Source organism: Bradyrhizobium diazoefficiens (assembly GCF_016616885.1).
Taxonomy (GTDB): Bacteria; Pseudomonadota; Alphaproteobacteria; order Rhizobiales; family Xanthobacteraceae; genus Bradyrhizobium; species Bradyrhizobium diazoefficiens_F.
The window spans coordinates 5,307,858-5,326,441 of record NZ_CP067102.1 but is presented as its reverse complement, the minus strand read 5'-3'; the positions used below and the strand labels follow the sequence as shown (position 1 = coordinate 5,326,441).

General features: G+C 63.2%; 18 protein-coding genes. 11 read left to right on the top strand and 7 right to left on the bottom strand.

Annotation, left to right across the window (positions count from 1 at the left end):
* The first annotated feature begins 76 nt into the window (after positions 1–76).
* From JJC00_RS25020 to JJC00_RS24990, 7 genes are read left to right on the top strand one after another with little or no spacing between them, the layout of a single operon-like run.
* On the top strand, positions 77–967 hold the full coding sequence (locus JJC00_RS25020) for an ABC transporter permease (protein WP_200468553.1): 891 nt from the start codon (positions 77–79) through the stop codon (positions 965–967).
* A complete protein-coding gene (locus JJC00_RS25015; RefSeq protein ID WP_200468552.1) occupies positions 964–1,884 on the top strand; it encodes an ABC transporter permease in 921 nt (306 codons plus the stop codon). Before JJC00_RS25020 ends, JJC00_RS25015 begins: the two co-directional genes overlap by 4 nt.
* A 7-nt stretch (positions 1,885–1,891) precedes the next feature.
* Positions 1,892–2,998, top strand: coding sequence for an ABC transporter ATP-binding protein (locus JJC00_RS25010; RefSeq protein WP_200468551.1), 1,107 nt, complete (start codon positions 1,892–1,894; stop codon positions 2,996–2,998).
* A 21-nt stretch (positions 2,999–3,019) separates the two neighbouring features.
* Positions 3,020–3,511 carry a (2Fe-2S)-binding protein gene (locus JJC00_RS25005; RefSeq protein WP_200468550.1) on the top strand — a complete coding sequence of 164 codons (492 nt, stop codon included), beginning with the start codon at positions 3,020–3,022 and terminating at the stop codon, positions 3,509–3,511.
* Positions 3,512–3,513: 2 nt separating this feature from the next.
* Positions 3,514–5,901, top strand: a complete 2,388-nt coding sequence (locus tag JJC00_RS25000; RefSeq protein ID WP_200468549.1) for a xanthine dehydrogenase family protein molybdopterin-binding subunit — start codon at positions 3,514–3,516, stop codon at positions 5,899–5,901.
* A gap of 11 nt (positions 5,902–5,912) precedes the next feature.
* Positions 5,913–6,710, top strand: a complete 798-nt coding sequence (locus tag JJC00_RS24995; protein ID WP_200468548.1) for an FAD binding domain-containing protein — start codon at positions 5,913–5,915, stop codon at positions 6,708–6,710.
* 16 nt (positions 6,711–6,726) lie between these two features.
* Positions 6,727–8,217, top strand: coding sequence for an amidase (locus tag JJC00_RS24990; protein WP_200468547.1), 1,491 nt, complete (start codon positions 6,727–6,729; stop codon positions 8,215–8,217).
* Between the two features lie 187 nt (positions 8,218–8,404).
* Here JJC00_RS24990 and JJC00_RS24985 read toward each other — a convergent pair whose 3' ends face one another.
* The 7 genes from JJC00_RS24985 to JJC00_RS24955 all read right to left on the bottom strand — a co-directional run bounded on the left by JJC00_RS24985 (position 8,405) and on the right by JJC00_RS24955 (position 14,296).
* On the bottom strand, positions 8,405–9,304 hold the full coding sequence (locus JJC00_RS24985) for a LysR substrate-binding domain-containing protein (protein WP_200468546.1): 900 nt from the start codon (positions 9,302–9,304) through the stop codon (positions 8,405–8,407).
* A 138-nt stretch (positions 9,305–9,442) separates the two neighbouring features.
* Positions 9,443–9,661 (bottom strand): hypothetical protein, encoded by a 219-nt coding sequence (locus tag JJC00_RS24980; protein WP_200474371.1) that lies wholly within the window; start codon positions 9,659–9,661, stop codon positions 9,443–9,445.
* 112 nt (positions 9,662–9,773) lie between these two features.
* A complete protein-coding gene (locus JJC00_RS24975; RefSeq protein WP_200468545.1) occupies positions 9,774–10,646 on the bottom strand; it encodes an ABC transporter ATP-binding protein in 873 nt (290 codons plus the stop codon).
* Entirely contained in the window at positions 10,643–11,554 is a 912-nt protein-coding gene (locus JJC00_RS24970; RefSeq protein ID WP_200468544.1) for an ABC transporter permease, read from the bottom strand. Before JJC00_RS24970 ends, JJC00_RS24975 begins: the two co-directional genes overlap by 4 nt.
* Positions 11,551–12,972: an ABC transporter substrate-binding protein gene (locus JJC00_RS24965; protein WP_200468543.1), complete on the bottom strand. Its 1,422-nt coding sequence runs from the start codon at positions 12,970–12,972 to the stop codon at positions 11,551–11,553. Before JJC00_RS24965 ends, JJC00_RS24970 begins: the two co-directional genes overlap by 4 nt.
* 181 nt (positions 12,973–13,153) lie before the next feature.
* Entirely contained in the window at positions 13,154–13,927 is a 774-nt protein-coding gene (locus JJC00_RS24960; protein WP_200468542.1) for a Crp/Fnr family transcriptional regulator, read from the bottom strand.
* 72 nt (positions 13,928–13,999) lie between these two features.
* Positions 14,000–14,296: a gamma-butyrobetaine hydroxylase-like domain-containing protein gene (locus JJC00_RS24955; RefSeq protein ID WP_200474227.1), complete on the bottom strand. Its 297-nt coding sequence runs from the start codon at positions 14,294–14,296 to the stop codon at positions 14,000–14,002.
* 216 nt (positions 14,297–14,512) lie between these two features.
* Here JJC00_RS24955 and JJC00_RS24950 point away from each other — a divergent pair, with 216 nt between their 5' ends.
* From JJC00_RS24950 to JJC00_RS24935, 4 genes are all read left to right on the top strand, one after another.
* Positions 14,513–15,286, top strand: a complete 774-nt coding sequence (locus JJC00_RS24950) for a ferredoxin--NADP reductase (RefSeq protein WP_200468541.1) — start codon at positions 14,513–14,515, stop codon at positions 15,284–15,286.
* Between the two features lie 103 nt (positions 15,287–15,389).
* Complete coding sequence (locus JJC00_RS24945) at positions 15,390–17,132, top strand: fumarate reductase/succinate dehydrogenase flavoprotein subunit (RefSeq protein ID WP_200468540.1); 1,743 nt, start codon at positions 15,390–15,392, stop codon at positions 17,130–17,132.
* Between the two features lie 31 nt (positions 17,133–17,163).
* Positions 17,164–17,397, top strand: a complete 234-nt coding sequence (locus JJC00_RS24940; RefSeq protein WP_008141081.1) for a 4Fe-4S dicluster domain-containing protein — start codon at positions 17,164–17,166, stop codon at positions 17,395–17,397.
* A 2-nt stretch (positions 17,398–17,399) separates the two neighbouring features.
* Positions 17,400–18,377 (top strand): HEAT repeat domain-containing protein, encoded by a 978-nt coding sequence (locus JJC00_RS24935; RefSeq protein WP_200468539.1) that lies wholly within the window; start codon positions 17,400–17,402, stop codon positions 18,375–18,377.
* Positions 18,378–18,584 lie beyond the last annotated feature (207 nt).

Below are 18,584 nucleotides of genomic sequence, written 5' to 3'. Positions count from 1 at the left end.
CTTTCCCTGACTTAAGCAAAGCACCGGCGCCGTCACGCGCCGGTGCGAGAAGATCGGCTTCGAGGCATTTTCTGATATGCAGCCAAGTTCGAGTTCAGCTCAAACTCCTTCACGCGCCAATCTCGCCGGTTGGCTTTATGTGTCGCCGCTGGTGCTGGTGCTCGTGCCGTTCTTCGTGGCGCCGATCCTGGTCGTGCTGGCCGCCAGCTTCTTCGCTACCGACGGCTTTGGCGGGCTGACGCCGGGCTTCACGCTGGCAAGCTATGTCGAGGTGCTGCATTCGGCGCCGACGCTGAAGCTGTATCTGGCGACCATCAAGTTCACGGTGCTGACTTGGGTCTTTACGCTGATTATTGGCTTCTTCGTCGCCTATTTCCTCGTCTTCCACGTTCGCAACCAGCTTTTGGCAATCGGCCTGTTCCTGCTGTGCACCGTGCCGTTCTGGACCTCGAACATCATCCGGATGATCTCCTGGATTCCGTTGCTCGGCAAGGAGGGCCTGATCAACCAGGCGCTGCTGGCGATGGGCGCGATCCATCAGCCGCTCGAGGTGTTGCTGTTCTCCGACCTTGCGGTGGTCATCGCCTATGTCCATCAGCTCACGATCTTCATGATCGTGCCGATCTTCAATTCCATGGCGCGGATCGACAAGAAGCTGATCGAGGCAGCGATCGACGCCGGCGCCAGCCGTTTCGACATCATGCGGCTGATCGTGGTGCCGATGTCCAAGAGCGGCATTGCGCTCGGGACCATCTTCGTGGTCTCGATCGTGATGGGCGATTTCTTCGTGGTGAAGGTGATGTCCGGCGGCGGCTCGGCTTCCGTTGTCAGTGCCTTCTACGAGGACGTCGGCGTGCTGCAATATCCGACTGCGGCCGCAAGCGCCGTGCTGCTGACGCTGGTGCTGGTCGCGATCGTCTCGCTGATCCTGCGCACCGTCGATATCCGGCAGGAGATCACGCGATGAGCGCGGTTCTCGCCGACATGCCCAAGAGCGACATGCCCAAGAGCGACATGTCCAAGCCGGTCGCGCCCGCAACGACCAAGGCAATCGCGCCCAGCAAGGGCGATCGACCCTGGACCTTCTACGTGCTGGCAACGCTGTTCTCGCTTTATGTGGTTGCGCTCTATGGCCCGATGTTCTGCATCTACGTCCTGTCGTTCCAGGACATCCGCGGCGGCCTCGTGTTCCCGATGAAGGGCCACTCGCTGCACTGGTTTGTCGATCTCTTCACCCAGGTGCGCACCGGCGACGTCAAGGGTTCGTTCGACCGCTCGATCAAGCTCGCTGTCATCGTCACCATCATCACGGTAGCGGTGTCGTTCCTCGCCGGGCTTGGCTTCCGCAAGCGCTTTCGCGGCGACACTCTTGTTTTCTACATGATGATCGGCAGCCTGGTCGCGCCGGGTCTGGTGCTCGGTCTCGGCACGGGCCTCCTGTTTCAGGCGCTTGGGTTGAATGCGAGCTGGTACACCTCGGCGCTCGGGGCGCAGCTCTCCTGGACGCTGCCGTTCGGCGTGCTCGTGATGTTCGCGGTGATGTCGCGCTTCAACCATGTCTGGGAAGAGGCGGCGTATGACTTGGGCGCCAGCCGCTGGCAGTCGATCTGGCTGGTGATGATCCCGGTGCTGGCGCCCGGCCTCGTCGCGGTGGCGCTGTTCGGCTTCACGCTGTCCTATGACGAGTTCGCGCGCAGCCTCCAGACCGCGGGTTCGCTGAACACGCTGCCGCTGGAAATCTGGAGCATGACGCTGAACGTCACCTCGCCCTCGCTTTATGCGCTCGGAACGGTCACCACCATCGTGTCCTTCATCGTTATCGGCGCAAGCCTCGGCACCATCGTGCTGATCCAGAAGAAGCGCGGCAGCCAGGCCAAAGGTTGATTTGGGAATGAAGAGCGATCGTGGCGATATCGAACTGGCAGGCGTCTGCAAGAGCTTTGACGGCGCGACCTACGTGGTCGACGGCGTCAATCTCAGGATCGCTGACGGCGCCTATTGCTGCTTCATCGGTCCCTCCGGCTGCGGCAAGACCACGATCTTGCGCATGATCGCCGGCCATGAGGATCCGACCGCGGGCGAGATCGTGATCGGCGGCCAGAACGTCGTCGGGCTGGCGCCGGTGCAGCGCCGCACCGCAATGATGTTCCAGTCCTACGCGCTGTTCCCGCATCTGACCGTGCGCGAGAACATCGCCTTTGCGTTGCGCGTCCGCGGTCAGTCGAAGGCCGATCGTCTGCGCGCGGCTGACGCCATGATCGAGAAGGTCCGGCTGACGCAGTTCGCCGACCGCCTGCCGGCGCATCTCTCCGGCGGGCAGCAGCAGCGCGTCGCGCTGGCGCGTGCGGCGATCACCGAGCCGCGCGTGCTGCTGCTCGATGAGCCGCTGTCCGCGCTCGACGAGCAGCTCCGTGTCCAGATGCGGCAGGAGCTCAGGCGGATGCAGCAGGAGCTCGGCATCACCTTCATCCACGTCACCCACACCCAGCTCGAGGCGATCGCGCTCGCGGACCTCGTCGTGGTGATGGAGCAGGGCAGGATCAAGCAGGCGGGCGCGGCGCGGGACGTGTACGCCCGTCCGCACGACCGTTACGTGGCGGAGTTCATGGGCGGTCAGAACGTGCTGTCAGGGCGGGTCGAAAAGGTCAACGGCACCAGCTTCACGCTGGCGCAGGCCGCGCCTAATGGCATCGAGGTGCCGCTTCAGGCCCGTGCGACCATCAGCGTCGGTGACAAGGTCGACATTGCCGTGCGCCGCGACGATGTCGCGTTGGTTCGGCCGGGCAGGGACCTGCCACCGGGCTGCACGACGTCGCTACCAAGCCGTGTGCTCGCGATCGAATACCAGGGCTATTTCGTCAAGGTCATGCTCGACACCGTGCCGGACGACGAGTTTGTCGCCTATGTGCCGGAAAAGACCTTCTTCGCAGATCCCTTCACCGTCGGCGATGTCGTCATGGCCACATGGGCCACCGGCAGCGCCTTGCCACTCGCTTAAAGACCCGTCGCGCACAGGAGTATGACCGTGCAGATATCCTTCACACTCAACGGCCGGCCGACCACTGTCGAGGTCGAACCGGCGACCCTTGTCGCCGAGCTGCTGCGCGAGCAGCTCAACCTCACGGGCACCCATATTGGCTGCGACACCAGCCAGTGCGGCGCCTGTGTCGTTCACCTCAACGGGCTGCCCGTGAAGAGCTGCACGCTGCTGGCGCCCGCGCTCGACGGCGCGACGCTGCTCACCATCGAAGGTCTGCAGGGGGCGCCCGGCTCGAACCAGATGCATCCGATGCAGGAGGCGTTTCGCGAGCATCACGGCCTGCAATGCGGCTTCTGCACGCCGGGGATGCTGATGACCGCGGTCGCGCTCGCCACCGAGAAGCCGGATCTGACCGAGGCCGATGTCCGTCATGGCCTCGAAGGCAATATCTGTCGCTGCACCGGCTATCAGAACATCGTCGTTTCGGTCCTGGCCGGCGCTGCCGCCATGAATGCCGCCAAGGGAGAGTGACCATGGGCAATGTGATCGGGATCGGCGCGTCACCGAAACGGAAGGAAGACCAGCGCTTCCTCACTGGGCGCGGCAATTACGTCTCCGACATCAAGCGTCCCGGCACGGCCGCCGGCGTGTTCGTGCGCTCGCCGCATGGGCATGCTGTGCTGCGTGGTATCGACAAGAGCGCGGCGCTGGCATCGCCTGGCGTCATTGCTGTCCTGACCGGCGACGACGCCAAGGCCGATGGCCTCGGCTCGCTGCCCTGCGGCTGGGGCATCTCGGACGCCAAGGGCGTGCCGATGAAAGAGCCGCCGTTCCCGATGCTGGCGCAGGGCAAGGTGCGCTTCGTCGGCGACATGGTGGCCTTCATCATTGCGGAGACGCCGGAGCAGGCGAACGCGGCGGCCGAATTGCTGGCGGTCGATTACGAAGTTCTGCATTCCGTGGTCGGGGTGCTGGAAGCTATCAGGCCGAACGCACCCCAACTGTTCGACGATGTGCCGAACAACATCTGTTGCGACTGGGAGCTCGGCGACAAGGCTGCGGTCGAGTCCGCGTTCCGCAAGGCCGCGCATGTCGCAAAGCTGAGCCTCGTCAACAATCGCCTGATCGGCAATCCGATGGAGCCGCGCGCGGCGATCGCGGAGTACGAGCCGGGCACCGACCGCTTCACGCTGTGGACCACCAGCCAGTTCCCGCACGTCGTGCGCTTCCTGATGGGCGCGCTGGTGCTGAACATCCCGCAGCACAAGCTGCGGGTGGTCGCGCCGGACGTCGGCGGCGGCTTTGGCGTCAAGCAGTTTCACTATGGCGAAGAGGCCGTGATCACCTGGGCTGCCAAGCGCGTAATGCGGCCGATCAAATGGGTCGCGAGCCGATCGGAAGGTTATGTCTCCGACCGCCACGGCCGCGATCACGTGACCGAGGCCGAGCTTGCGCTCGACGAGACCGGAAAGTTTCTCGCCTTCCGCGTCAACACGCTCGCCAATATGGGCGGCTATCTCTCGACCTTCGGACCGAATATCCCGACCAATCTCTATGGCCCGCTGCTCGGCGGCGTCTACACCACGCCGGCGATCTACTGCAACGTAAAGGTGGTCTTCACCAACACGGTGCCGGTCGACGCCTATCGTGGTGCGGGTCGACCCGAGGCGACCTTCGTGCTGGAGCGCATCGTCGACGTCGCGGCCGCCGAGATGGGCATCGACCGCGTCGAGATCCGCCGCCGCAACATGATCCCGAAGGAGGCCTATCCGTATCAGACGCCGGTGCTGGTGCAGTACGATTCCGGCGATCCGATGGGCTGCCTCGACGGTGCGTTGGCCGCAGCCGACGTCAAGAGCTTCGGCATCCGCAAGGCGGCGTCCGCGAGCAAGGGCAAATTCCGCGGGCTCGGTTACTCCACCTATGTCGAGGCGTGCGGCCTCGCGCCATCGCGCTTTGCGGGGCGGCTTGGTGCGCGTGGCGGTCTCTACGAAAGTGCCACGGTGCGCGTGCATCCGACCGGCCAGGTGACGGTCATGATCGGCACGCACAATCACGGCCAGGGTCACGAGACAACGTTCGCGCAGATCGTTTCTGACAAGCTCGGTGTCGCCTTCGACAATGTCGACATCGTGTTCGGCGATACCGATCGCGTGCAGTTCGGCATGGGTACCTATGGCTCGCGCTCTCTCGTGGTCGGCGGCGCCGCGCTGTCCAAGGCGACCGACAAGGTGATCGCCAAGGGCAAGAAGATCGCATCCCACCTGCTTGAAGCGGCTGAAGTGGACATTCAGTTCGAGGCCGGCAAATTCTCCGTCGCCGGCACGGATCGCATGAAGACGTTCGAGGAGATCGCGGGCGCGGCCTATGTGCCGCACAATTATCCCCTCGAAGTGCTGGAGCCGGGACTGGAAGAGCAGGCCTATTACGATCCCGTGAACTTTACTTATCCAGGCGGCTGCCACATCGCCGAAGTCGAGGTCGATCCGGAGACCGGCACGGTGACGTTGGTCAACTACACCGCCGTTGACGACGTCGGCACGGTCATCAATCCGATGATCGTCGAGGGGCAGTTGCACGGCGGCATCGTCCAGGGTGTCGGCCAGGCGCTGTTCGAGAACGCGGTCTATGACGAGAGTTCGGGCCAACTGCTGTCGGGCTCACTGATGGACTATTGCATGCCGCGCGCCGACCACATGCCAATGATGAAGGTCGCGACCCATTCGACGCTCTGCACGCACACGCCGATGGGCGTGAAGGGCTGCGGCGAGGTCGGCACCATCGGCTCGCCGGCTGCCGTCATCAATGCCGTGGTCGACGCGCTGTCGCATCTCGGCGTCACCCATGTCGACATGCCGGCAACGCCGAACCGGATCTGGCGCCTGCTGCAAAACGCGTCGCTGCCGGTCGCCGCGGAATAAGGAGGACAACAATGAAACCATTTGCCTACCACCAGCCCAACCAGATTCCCGATGCGGCCAAGCTTCTGATCTCGATCGAGGACAGCAAGCTCGTCGCCGGTGGCATGACGTTGATCCCGACGTTGAAGCAGCGGCTGGCCAATCCGCCCGCGCTGATCGATCTTTCGAAGCTCGGAAATCTCAAGGGCATCACCGACGACGGCGCCACCATCACCATTGGCGCAATGACACCGCATGCTGTGGTCGCAGCTTCGAAGCTGGTGCAGACCAAGCTCCCGGGGCTGGCAGCGCTGGCCTCGATGATCGGCGATCCCGCCGTGCGCAGCCGCGGCACTATCGGCGGCTCGGTCGCGAACAACGATCCGGCCGCGGATTATCCCGCCGGCGTGCTCGGTCTCGGCGCCTCCATCGTGACCAGCACCCGCGAGATCGTGGCCGACAAGTTCTTCCTTGGGCTGTTCGAAACCGCGCTCGAACCGGGCGAGATCATCACCGCGATCCGTTTCCCGGTGCCGCTCAAGGCAGGTTACGCAAAGTTCAAGGCGCCGGCGTCGCGTTATGCGCTGGTCGGCGTGTTCGTCGCGAAATTCGCCGATGGTGTCCGCGTCGCCGTGACAGGCGCAGGAGCGGGTGTGTTTCGGGTGCCACCGATGGAAGCGGCGCTGTCGCAAAGCTTCGATCCGTCTGCGATCGCGGCCATCAAGATCGACACCGACGGCCTCACCTCCGACATCCATGCCGACGCCGATTATCGTGCGCATCTCGTCACGGTGATGGCCAAGCGCGCCGTCGACGCGGCGCTCAGCTAGCTCGTTAGGGTTGATGATGACTGATGGTTCCGGCCGAGCGGCCTTCCCGCCGGCGCCGACTGGCCTTGGCGCGCTTTCTGCAACCGAGATCATGGCCGGCTACCGGCGCAAGACGTTCACCCCACGCGATGTCGTCGACGACACGATTGCTGCGCTCGAGGCGACCAACGAGGCCTGCAATGCGGTGGTGACGCCGATGTACGAGCAGGCGCGAGTGGAGGCGGATCGCCTCACGAAGGAGATGCGCGCGGGCGAGGCGAAGGGGCCGCTCGCCGGCGTGCCTGTCACGATCAAGGACCTCGTCTTCGTCGCGGGCGTGCCGGCCTATGCCGGCTCGCCGATGAACACGAGCTTTGTGCCCGAGGCCGATGCGGCCGTGGTCTCGTCGCTGAAGGCCGCCGGCGCGATCATCACCTGCAAGACCACGACCTGCGAGTCCGGCTACAAGCTGACGGCCGACAGCCCGGTCACCGGCATCACGCGTAATCCCTGGAATCCCGGTCGCACCAGTGGCGGATCGAGCGGCGGCGCCGCGGCCGGCGTGGCCGCCGGTTGCGGCCCGATCGCGATCGGCACCGACGGCGTCGGCTCGATCCGTGTGCCTTCCTCCTTTTGCGGCGTGTTCGGGTTGAAGCCGACTTTCGGCCTCGTACCGCGCTCGCCCGGCTTTTCGCCGCCGTCCTGGGCCTCGCTTGCGCATACCGGGCCGATCACGCGGACTGTTGCCGATGCCGCGCTGACGCTGGAGATCATCGCCGGCTACGATTTGCGCGATGCTGCAAGCCTTCCCGTGCCCGGGCGTCGCTTCGATGCCAACGCAGGGCGTCTGGATGGTATTCGTATCGGCGCCAGCGCCGATCTCGGCTTCGCCGCCATCAGCCCGGACGTTTGTGCGGCATTTGGTAAGGCACTCGCCATTCTCGATTCCTGCGGTGCGCAGGTCACCATGGACGGCCCGGGTCTCGATCCCGGCATCCTCGAGCATACGCTGAAGCCAATCGCGTTCACCGAACAGGCGGCCGCGGTCGCGACCAGGACCACCACCGATCTCGCCAACTCCGAAGCGGACTATCGCGATGTCGTCAGCGCCGGCCGCCGCTACACCGGAACGGACTATATCGAAGCGAGTTACCGCCGCGGCCAGGTGCGCAGTGCCTTCGTCAAGCTGTTCGAACGCGTCGATGTGCTGGTGACGCCGACCGTCGCGGTCACCGCATTCGAGGCCGGCCGGATCGGCGTCAGCACGATCGATGGCCGCAAGGTCGATCTGCATCTCGGCTGGTCGCCCTTTACCTGGCCGATCAATCTCGCTGGCCTTCCGGCAGCGACGTTGCCCTGCGGTTTCGATCGCAACGGCATGCCGATCGGCCTTCAGATCGTCGCGCCCTGGCTCGACGAGCCCACGATCTTCCGCATCGCCTCGGCGTTCGAGCAGGCGCAGCCCTGGGCGAAGTTCTGGCCGGAGCTCGTGTTACGTGAAGTGGGTGGAGGGTGCGCCAAGGGGTGAAGCGGCCATGATGCAATAGTGCCGGTGTTTTGCCCGACGTGTCAAATCTCTAAAAGCATGACCCCGACCCGAAGGGCCGCGTGAGCGCAAGCTGCGCAGCAGTCCTCCGGAAGGGCGAGCGAAAAATCTCTTTGCAAACAAGGGCCATTCTACTGTGCATGGGGTTGTTTTCGATGTTTGTGTGGGCCTAGCCCAGCTCGATCGGCGCGCCGCGCCCGCTGAGTTCTTCGTCGAGGCGCAGATAGTGCGCGAGATAGTCGTGCAACGCGGTCGCGGCCTTCGAGGTGGCACCGCTGGACTTGTAAAGCAAAAGCTCGACCTGCGGCAACGGCGGTAGCCCTTCATTGGGATTGATCTCCCGCATGGCCGGTACCAGCGCGCTGCGGCCAAGCACGGTCACGGCCATGCCGGCGAAGGCGGCCGCCTGCAAGCCGCCGACGCTTTCGCTGACGCAAGCAACGCGCCAGCGCAGGTTTGCGCGCTCAAGCGTATCGATCGCGTAGTCGCGGTAGATGTTGCCGGGCGGCAGCAGCGCGAGCGGGATCGGACGTTCCTGATGCGCCGAGGATTGTTCGCCGGTCATCCAGACCAGCTGCTCGCGTCGCACCACCTGGCCGCCGGTGAAATCGTTCATGCGGGTGACCAGCGCGATATCGACGTCGCCGCGCTTGACGAGGCCGACGAGCGGCGTGGACAGTGCACAGTTGAGCTCGACCTGGATGCGCGGAAACGATTTGCGGAACACACTGAGAATCTGCGGCAGCATGAACGCCGCATAGAGGTCGGGCGTGCCGAGTACGACCTGGCCTTCGATCTCCTGCGACGCCAGTTGCGAAATCAACTCGTCATGCAGCCGGAGGATGGACTTGGCATAGGTGAGGACCGTCGTGCCGTCCTCGGTCAAAGTTAGCCGGCGTCCGGCATGCAAGAAAAGTTGCTTGCCGGTCAGTTCCTCCAGCCGCTGCAATTGCAGGGTTATCGCCGGCTGGGTCCGGCCCAGGCGGCGCGCCGTCTCGGTGATGCTGCCGGTCTCGACCACCGAGATCAGCGACCTGAGCATGCGGATGTCTAGGCTGATGAGGTTCATGAGGTGCTCGTTTCGCCCAACATTTATGCAATTTCCATGCTAGCGCTTTGCTCGGAGCGACGTCATCGGGTCGTCGATGATCGAGACATTCTTAGTCGCTGCGCACGCATTTGCGTTGCGGTCATCATAGCGTCGCTCTTAAAGAGGCGGTGCAGATCGATAGCAATCGGATGTTGCGGCAAACAATCCGGAGTGCGGGTCCGCGCTAGAGCGGATCAGCATCTGGGCGGCAAAGACGAGTATCGACGAGAGGCAGGCAAACAGGCTCGTCACGAGAAACACCTCGGGGTCGAAGACAAGGTATTTCAGGATGCCGGCCAGCACGCAGGCGATCGGCATCGCCATCAGCGCGACCATACACAACCGCGTATCTCTGATCTCACGCGTGGTGTGTGTGCACGACGTGCGAGATCAAGAAAAATCTCATTCCAGCCAGTGTGAGCACGGCACGGGCCACGGGTGTCCTCGGCTAAAGCACCTCGACCAGCGAATGGCCGTGCAGCTCGATGTTCAATCCCTGCATGCCGAGATCGTTGATCTCGCCGCCCATCGCCTTCAGGCTTTCCTCGCGGATCAGGGACATCAGGCCGCGGCGCAGCGCCAAGAATTCCGACGACATCATCATCGATTGCTGGCGTGGGCGCTCCAGCGGAATTGGTATCTCCGCCTTGATCGAGCCGGGGCGCGCGGTCATGCAGTAGACGCGGTCGGAGAGGAAGATTGCCTCGTCGATGTCGTGAGTGACGAACAGCACCGAGATCTTCAGCCGTTGCCACATGTTGGTGAGGATCTGCTGCATGATGACCCGGGTCTGGGCGTCGAGCGCGCCAAAGGGTTCATCCAGTAGCAGTACCTTCGGTCCCGTCGCGAGCGCGCGGACGATGCCGACGCGCTGCTTCATGCCGCCGGAGAGTTTTTCCGGATAGTGCTTCTCGAAGGCTTCGAGTCCCGCCAGGCCGAGCAGGGTGCGCGCGGCGCGTTCGCGCTGCGAGCGCGGCATGCCGCGCATTTTCAGGCCGAACTCGACGTTCTCCCGCACCGTCTTCCAGGGAAATAGCGAATATTGCTGGAACACCATGCCCCGCTCGGCACTCGGGCCGTTCACGCGCTCGCCATCTACGGTGACGATGCCGGTGGTCGGCTTGAGAAAGCCCGCAACCGCATTGAGAAGCGTCGACTTTCCGCAGCCGGAGGGACCGACGATCGAGACGAACTCCCCGGGCCTCACATGGATCTGCGTGTCCGTGACGGCCTGAACCGGCTCCTCGATGCTGTCATAGCTGAGGGAGAAGTTTCTGACCTGGATATGGCCTTTCGGTTCGCTCGCCGGAATCTCACTCATCTCGTCGGCCTCCACGGCATCACCAGCTGTCCGGCGCCCCTGATCAGCAGGCTCGATCCCAGGCCGAGCACGCCGATCGCGATCATGCCGAGCGCGATATCGGCATATTGGACCAGCGAATAGGCCTCCCAGGTGAAATAGCCGATACCGTACTGGCCCGAGATCATCTCGGCCGCGATCAGCGATACCCAGGCCACGCCCATGCCGACGGTGAGGCCGGTGAAGATGTGCGGCAGCGACGCCGGAAAATACACATCGCGGAAGATCGATCGTTCGCGAGCTCCGAGACATTGCGCGGCGCGCACCAGCACGGGATCGACCAAGGACATCCCGTGCAGCGTGTTGACCAGGATCGGGAAGAACGAGCCGAGGAAGGTGATGAAGACGATGCTCTGCTCGTTGGTCGGCCATAGCATGATCGCCATCGGCACCCAGGCGATCGCCGGGATCGGCCGCAATACCTCCGCGACCGGAAAGATGATCTCATGCACCAGCTTGAAGCGGCCCATGATGAGACCAAGTGGCACGCCGACGATGGCGGCGAGTGAGAAGCCGATGAAGATGCGCCGGCAGCTCAGCGCGATGTGCAGCAGGAATTTGGGATCGTGGATGGCCTTGGTGAAGCTCGCATAGACCGCGACCGGCGAGGGTACGTTGGTGAAGCGCACGAAGAACACGACGCGGTAAGTCGTGAGCAGGTGCCAGATCAGCAGGAAGGCGAGCAGCGAGATGATGCCGATCGCGGTCGCGCGCAGCCGGCCCTGGTTCAGGCGGTACCAGCGCAGCGCGAGCGTGCCGAAAGAGGGCGGTGTGGCCGGGGGCGTGACGGCGGGCAGGAGGCCCGCTTCGGCAAGGGCTGCTGGCATGCTTCTGTCCTCGGGATGTCTGACAAGGGCGGGACTGCTCACGTCTTGCCTCCGCTGACTGCCGCTTTCACCGCGTCGTCGAAGCCGAGCACCTTGCCGCTGATCTTGGCGGCATAGGCTTCCGCGTCCTTCTTAAGCAGGAACGGCGCGACGTCGCCATTGCCGACCGCGAAGAAAGCCTGGTCGGCGAACAGCTTGATGCCGCGGGTGGTGTCGAAGACGTAGGCGACGTTGATCTTCTTGCCCTTGATCTTGAAGTCGGCATAGGCCCCGAGCGTGCAGCTGGCGGACGAGAACGGCATGATGCCGGCATCGTCGACCCAGACCTCGCCGGCCTTGCGCGGATCGGTGATCGGCTTCTTGCAGAAGGCGTCTTCGCCAGAGATTTCGTAGTTCTTGGTGCTCCCAAGCTGGGTGTCATAGTCGAGCTTCATCTCGGCATAGGCCTTGCGAATGTAGCTGTCGTCGACCCATTTCTTCGGATCGAACTCCTTCATGCGGCCGAGATTCTGCAGCACCTTGACGTCGGTGGCGGCCGCTTCGATCAGCGCCGGCTTGACCGTGGGGTCGGTGGTCATGTTGCCGCTGGGACCGAGGAAGATGTAGACGACTTCCTTGTTGATGCCGGTCCATTCCTGGATCTTTTCGGAAGCAAGCTTGGGATCGTCGCGCAGCCACTGATTGGCCGCGATCAGCGCCTTGAAGTAGGCGACGACGACCTCGGGGTATTTCTCGGCGAAGTCGGTGCGGACGACGATGCCGTGGAAGGTCGGCAGATTGGTCTCGACGCCGTCGAAGATCTTTCGCGCGAAGCCGCGGAAAGGAAGCAATTCGGCGAAGGGGACGAAGTCGGCATGCGCGTCGATCTTCTTCTCCTGGAGATTGGTCGAGCCGACCTCCGGGCTCTGGCTGACAAGCTGGAAGAAATCGGCCGCGTAGCCACGATCCTGCATCGCCTTCAGCACCATGCCGTGTGCGGCGGAGCCGAAGGGCACGCTGACGAGCTTGCCCTTGAGATCCGCCAGATCGTAATAGGGCGAGTCCTTGTGGACCACGATGCCGTTGCCGGAGCCGGAGAGGCTGTAGGCGGCGATGCCGATCAGTCGGCTCTTGCTCTCTGGATTGCTGTCGAAGGTGAAGCCGTTCACGATCAGCGGATAGTCGCCCATCATGCCGATCTGCAGCTTGTTCGCCATCATCGCGTTGGTGACGGGCGGGCCGGACGTAAAATTCTGCCACTCCAGCTCGAACTTGATGTTGGCGTATTTGCCGTCCTTAGGCAGGTATTTTTCGAGGAGATGGAGCTGGCGGATGACGACGCCCGCGGTCACCGTATTGGTTGTGGTGTCCTGCGTTCCGATGCCGAGGGTGACGGTTTCCGCCGAAGCCGGCTGCGCGAGGATCAGCGCCAGCGACGTCATCGACATCGCGATCGAGAGCGTGGGAAGATGGCGGACCATTCTCGTTCTCATTCGGTTGGATGTGCTGTGGTTGCCATGATTGGGTGAGGGCACCGACAGGGCAAATCCGGAATGATAACCGCAGTCGATTAGTTGCCGGGAAAAGCTGATTGCATACTCCTTGGGCAGTCCTGCACTATAAAGCCGCTTGCCTGTGCACCAGCCTTGCTCGCAAATTCTCTTAGTCGGATGCGTGGCCGCGCATCTCCTCCAGCACGTCGGAGCGGGAGACCACGATCTGCGAGCGCTTGGTCAGGACGATTCCCTTCTCCTGCATGCGCTTCAAACTGATCGTGACCCATTGCCTGGTGGCGCCGACCATGTGGGCAATGTCGGCATGGGTGAAGGCAGCCGCAATCACGCGCCCATCGGCGTCCTCGACGCCATAGAGATCGACGAGATGCAGTAGCAGGTGCGCAAGGCGCTGCGTGATCGAGCGCGTACCCAGCATCTGGGCCAGCGCCGAATAGCATTTGCCCTTGAAGGTCAGGCCCTCAATGAGGCCAATCGCGAGATTCGGGATCTCCGCGGCAAGGGATCGCAATTCCTTTCCTGGCAGGTGCACCACGCTGCAATTGCTGGATGCGACGCCGGACCATTGATGCACGGTGCCTTCGAACACTTCGGGCCCGCCAACGAAATTGCCGACGTGCCAGTAGGCGAGCGTGATCTCGCGCCCGAGCGGGGAGGTGTAGAATACCCGGATGCGGCCGCTTTCGACTAGCCAGATGCCGTCATGCTTGCCGCCCTGGCTGAACAGCGTCTGGCCGCGGTTAAGCACTTTGCGGCGGCCCTGCTTCAACACCAGCTCCCGCTCGCGCGGGGTGAGCTTGTCCATCAGCGGCGGCGGCCCGCCGATCCATTGCTGGTTCTCGGTCAGCAGCAGCGAGGAACTGCCCGCAGGCCGGATTGACGGGGGAGCAGTGCCGCGAACCGCATTTGCCGCCTGCAACATCGTCTGCCTCCGGAACGTTGAAACCGTTCTAAAGAGGAGCAATGTCCGTGCCAGATGGGGGCAGGCGGGCGCCTACCGCCCCGCCAGGCTCAGCAGATACGGCTTGGGGTAAATCCCCCGATTATGTCCGTCCGAGAACGAGATGTTCAGTCCATAGCCGAGATCGCCGATCTCGGTGATGGCAATGCCCGGAAATGCGCTGGGGAAGCGGCCATCGAAGCGGGCGCGGGTGCAGTGGGCGCATTTGCAGGACAGGCGGAGTTTTTCGGCGGGAACGATGAGTACGTCGCCCTCGGTGGTGCGGACGAGGAGCGTCGCGAGATCGGCGCTTGCTTCGTAGTCGGCCACGGTCGGTGCCACCAAGGTCATGGTCATGACGAACCTCCGATTTCCTCTCTACGTCGGCGCCGGATCGCGCGGATAGCAACTAATTGCCGGCGTAGGCGCAATCACACGTTCGTCGCTGCCTGCTCTTCAATCGCCGCTCACGAAATTTGAAACTAATCGACCGGGAATTTCACTTCCGTGTTGCCGGAGTCCCGTCTCTCCGAAACCTTGCGCGTCATCGAGGGCCAAGGAGAGATCATGAGCGCATTTCAGAAGGAAACGGTTTTGTCGGTCAGGCACTGGACCGACTCCTTGTTCAGTTTCACCGCGACGCGTGATCCCGGATTCCGCTTCCAGAATGGTCAGTTCGCGATGATCGGCCTCGAGGTCAATGGCAAGCCGTTGATGCGGGCCTACAGCATGGCCAGCGCCAATCACGAGGAAGCACTCGAATTCTTCTCAATCAAGGTGCAAGACGGCCCGCTGACCTCGCGTCTGCAGAAGATCAGGGAAGGCGACATTATCCTGGTCGGCCGCAAGGCCACGGGCACGCTGATCAGCGGCAACCTCATTCCGGGCAAGCGTCTGCTGCTGCTCTCGACCGGCACGGGCCTCGCGCCGTTCGCGAGCCTGATCAAGGATCCCGACGTCTACGAGAATTACGAGACCATCGTGCTCGCCCATGGCTGCCGCCAGGTCTCCGAGCTTGCCTATGGCGAGCACCTCGTCGACGGCCTGCGCGATCACGAATTCTTCGGGCCCTTGATCCGCGACAAGCTCGTCTACTACCCGACCGTCACCCGCGAGCCGTTCCGCAACCGTGGCCGCATCACCGACCTGATCGCCTCCAACCAGCTGTTCGACGACATCGGCCAGTCCGGCCTCGATATCGAGACCGATCGCATCATGCTGTGCGGCAGCCCGGCGATGCTCGAGGAGCTCCCCGCGATGTTCTCCGCACGCGGCTTTGTCGAGGGCAATCACAGCCAGCCCGGCCATTTCGTCATCGAGAAGGCCTTCGTCGAGCGTTGAGGCGCAAATCGCTTCCCGGCGACAACTAATTGCTATCGCCGGAAAGCGCCCTGAACAAAGCTGATGCAGAGGCGCCGGTGCGCCGGCGAACCAGGAGCAAGCGATGGCACTAGATCAGATCATCGACGGACTTTCGGAGGTTTCCTGCGATGTGCTGGTGATCGGCGGCGGCACCGCCGGCCCGATGGCGGCGCTGAAGGCGAAGCTGAAGAATCCGAAGGCCAACGTCGTCCTGCTCGAAAAGGCCAACGTCAAGCGCTCCGGCGCGATCTCGATGGGCATGGACGGGCTGAACAATGCTGTCATTCCGGGCTATGCGACACCGGAGCAATACACCAAGGAAATTACCATTGCGAACGACGGCATCGTCGACCAGAAGGCGGTCTATAAATACGCGCAGAACTGCTACAAAATCGTCGAGGAGCTCGACAGTTTCGGCATCCGCTTTCTGAAGAACGAGAACGGCGATTACGCCGTCAAGAAGGTGCACCATATCGGCAGTTACGTTCTGCCGATGCCGAACGGTGAGACCGTGAAGAAGGCGCTCTACCGCCAGCTCCGCCGCGCGCGTATCCTGATCTCCAACCGCTACATGGCGACGCGGCTGCTCAAATCCAGCGATGGCCGCATCGCTGGTGCGATCAGCGTCAACACCCGCACGGCCGAGATCCTCGTGATCAAGGCCAAGGCCGTGATCCTCTGCATGGGCGCCGCCGGCCGCCTCGGTCTGCCGACCTCAGGCTACATGTTCGGCACCTACGAGAACGCCGCCAATTCCGGTGACGGCTACGCGATGGCCTATCACGCCGGCGCCGCGCTCGCGAACCTCGAATGCTACCAGATCAATCCGCTGATCAAGGACTATAACGGCCCGGCTTGCGCCTATGTCGCCGGTCCGTTCGGCGCGTTTACGGCCAACAACGAGGGCTCGCGCTTCATCGAATGCGACTACTGGTCCGGCCAGATGATGCTGGAGTTCTACAACGAGCTGCTGTCCGGCAAGGGCCCGGTGTTCCTCCAGCTCAAGCATCTCCACCCCGACACCATCTCGGAGATCGAATCCACGCTGCACAAGGTGGAGCGGCCGACGCGCGGCCTGTTCCAGCAGGGACGCGGGGTCGATTATCGCAACGACTCGATTGAGATGCACATCTCCGAGATCGGCTTTTGCTCCGGCCACAGCGCCTCGGGCGTGTTCGTCGATGACAATGCGCGCACCACCGTGTCGGGCCTCTACGCCGCGGGCGACATGGCGAGCGTGCCGCATAATTACATGCTCGGTGCCTTCACCAACGGCTCGGTTGCCGGCATCGACGCGATGGAGTTTGCCGACAGCCATGACTTCGCCGAGTTCGATGCGGCCGATGTCGCGAAGGAGCGCGACCGCGTGCTGGCGCCGACCAAGCGCGAGGACGGCATTCCGCCGAACCAGGTCGAATACAAGACCCGCCGTCTCGTCAACGACTATCTCCAGCCACCAAAGGTTACGCGCAAATACGAGCTCGGTATGCGCCGCCTGGCCGAGGTGAGGGAGGACATGCAGGAGCGCATGATGGCGCGCAACGCGCACGAGCTGCTCCGCGCGCTGGAAGTGCAGTCGATTATGGATTGTGCCGACATGGCTGTGCATGCCTCGCTCTATCGCGAGGAGAGCCGCTGGGGTCTCTATCACTGGCGTACCGATTTCCCGGAGAAGGACAACGAGAACTGGTTCTGCCACACGCTGCTGTCGAAGCAGAACGGCAAGATGACCAGCGAGAAGCGCGCCGTCGAGCCGTACGTCGTCCCGATCGCCGACGACGAAAAGGACCTCTACGACAAGCAGCGCATCCGCGCCAGCGCCTGATCCACCGCACCATAGCAACAGGAGACATAAAATGCCTCTCGCTTCCTATCAGACATCGGTTCCGGTGGTCGTCGACGACGCCAAATGCATAGCCGACAAGGGCTGCACCGTCTGTGTCGACGTCTGCCCGCTCGACGTGCTGCGCATCAGCGACATGACCGGCAAGGCCTACATGGCCTATGACGAGTGCTGGTACTGCATGCCCTGCGAGGCCGATTGCCCGACCGGCGCCGTCACCGTCAATATTCCCTATCTCCTGAGGTGATCATGTCGAGCCCGTTCGAATCCTACGATGATCTCGAAGACGCCGACGAGCGGCTTCAGGCCGCCGATCCTGCCGAGCGCCGTGTCGCCATCATCGCGCTCGGTCATTCCGGCGATCCTGCAGCGGTCGCCCATCTCGCCAAGATGGTCGCCGATCCCGATGCCGGCGTGCGCCAGCAGGTTGCGATGGCGCTCGGCGAGTTTGACGGGCCGGAAGCCGCAAGCGCGCTGGTGAGGCTGCTAGTCGATCCCGAAAGGATCGTTGCGGCCGCTGCGGCCGACAGCATGGCCGAGTTCAAGGATCCTGCCTGCGCCGATGTCATCCTGCCATTGGTCAAGCATGCCCACGCCTTCGTTCGCATGGGCGCCCTGCGCGCGCTCAAGGAGTTGCGGCGCAAGGACACACTGAAGCCGACGCTCGAAGCGCTGCAGGATTCCGATGCTGCCGTGCGCGTGCAGGCGATCGGCGTGATCGGCTTTCTGAAGCTGGAGGAATCCATCCCCGCGCTGACCGCGCTGATCACCGATCCCGACGCCCATGTGCGCCGTGCCGCCGTGAGTGCGCTGGCCTTTTCGCAGCTGAAGCCCGCGGCCGAGACGATTACGCGAGCTTTGAAGGACGTCGACTGGATGGTCCGCGAGATGGCGGCGGAGACCCTCGGTCTCAACGTCAACGGTTCGCTCGCCGCCGACCAGCTCGTCGGCGCGCTCACCGACGAATTCTGGCAGGTGCGGCTGAAGGCGATCCGTAGCTTGGGCAAGATGAAGGTCGAGGGCGCTTTGCGCGCGATCGGCAACTGCATCAGCCACGAGCAAGCGAATTTGCGAAAGGAGGCGGCTGCCGCGCTCGGCGAGATCGCCGTCCCCGAGGGTGAGGCCTACCTCGCGGTGATTGCCAACGATCCCGACCCCGATGTCCGCAAGAACGCGCGCTGGGCGCTCCAACAGATCGCCGCGCGAAAGGGGAAGGCAAGTCCGTAGGGTGGAGAGGACCAGTTCGGTGCAGCAACGTAATTGCCGTCTGTAAGGCGTTCTTCCTGCCAGCACGCGAACATCGACCGCTAGGAGCAAAGTGCCGCGAAATTAATTGCTTATGCGTTGCGGCGTCGGTCCCTAGGATCGGTCTGTGCTTGACGAATTCCAGCGTCAGCACGAGCACGGTCAAGTGCGTGATCCCGGAGAGAGGCG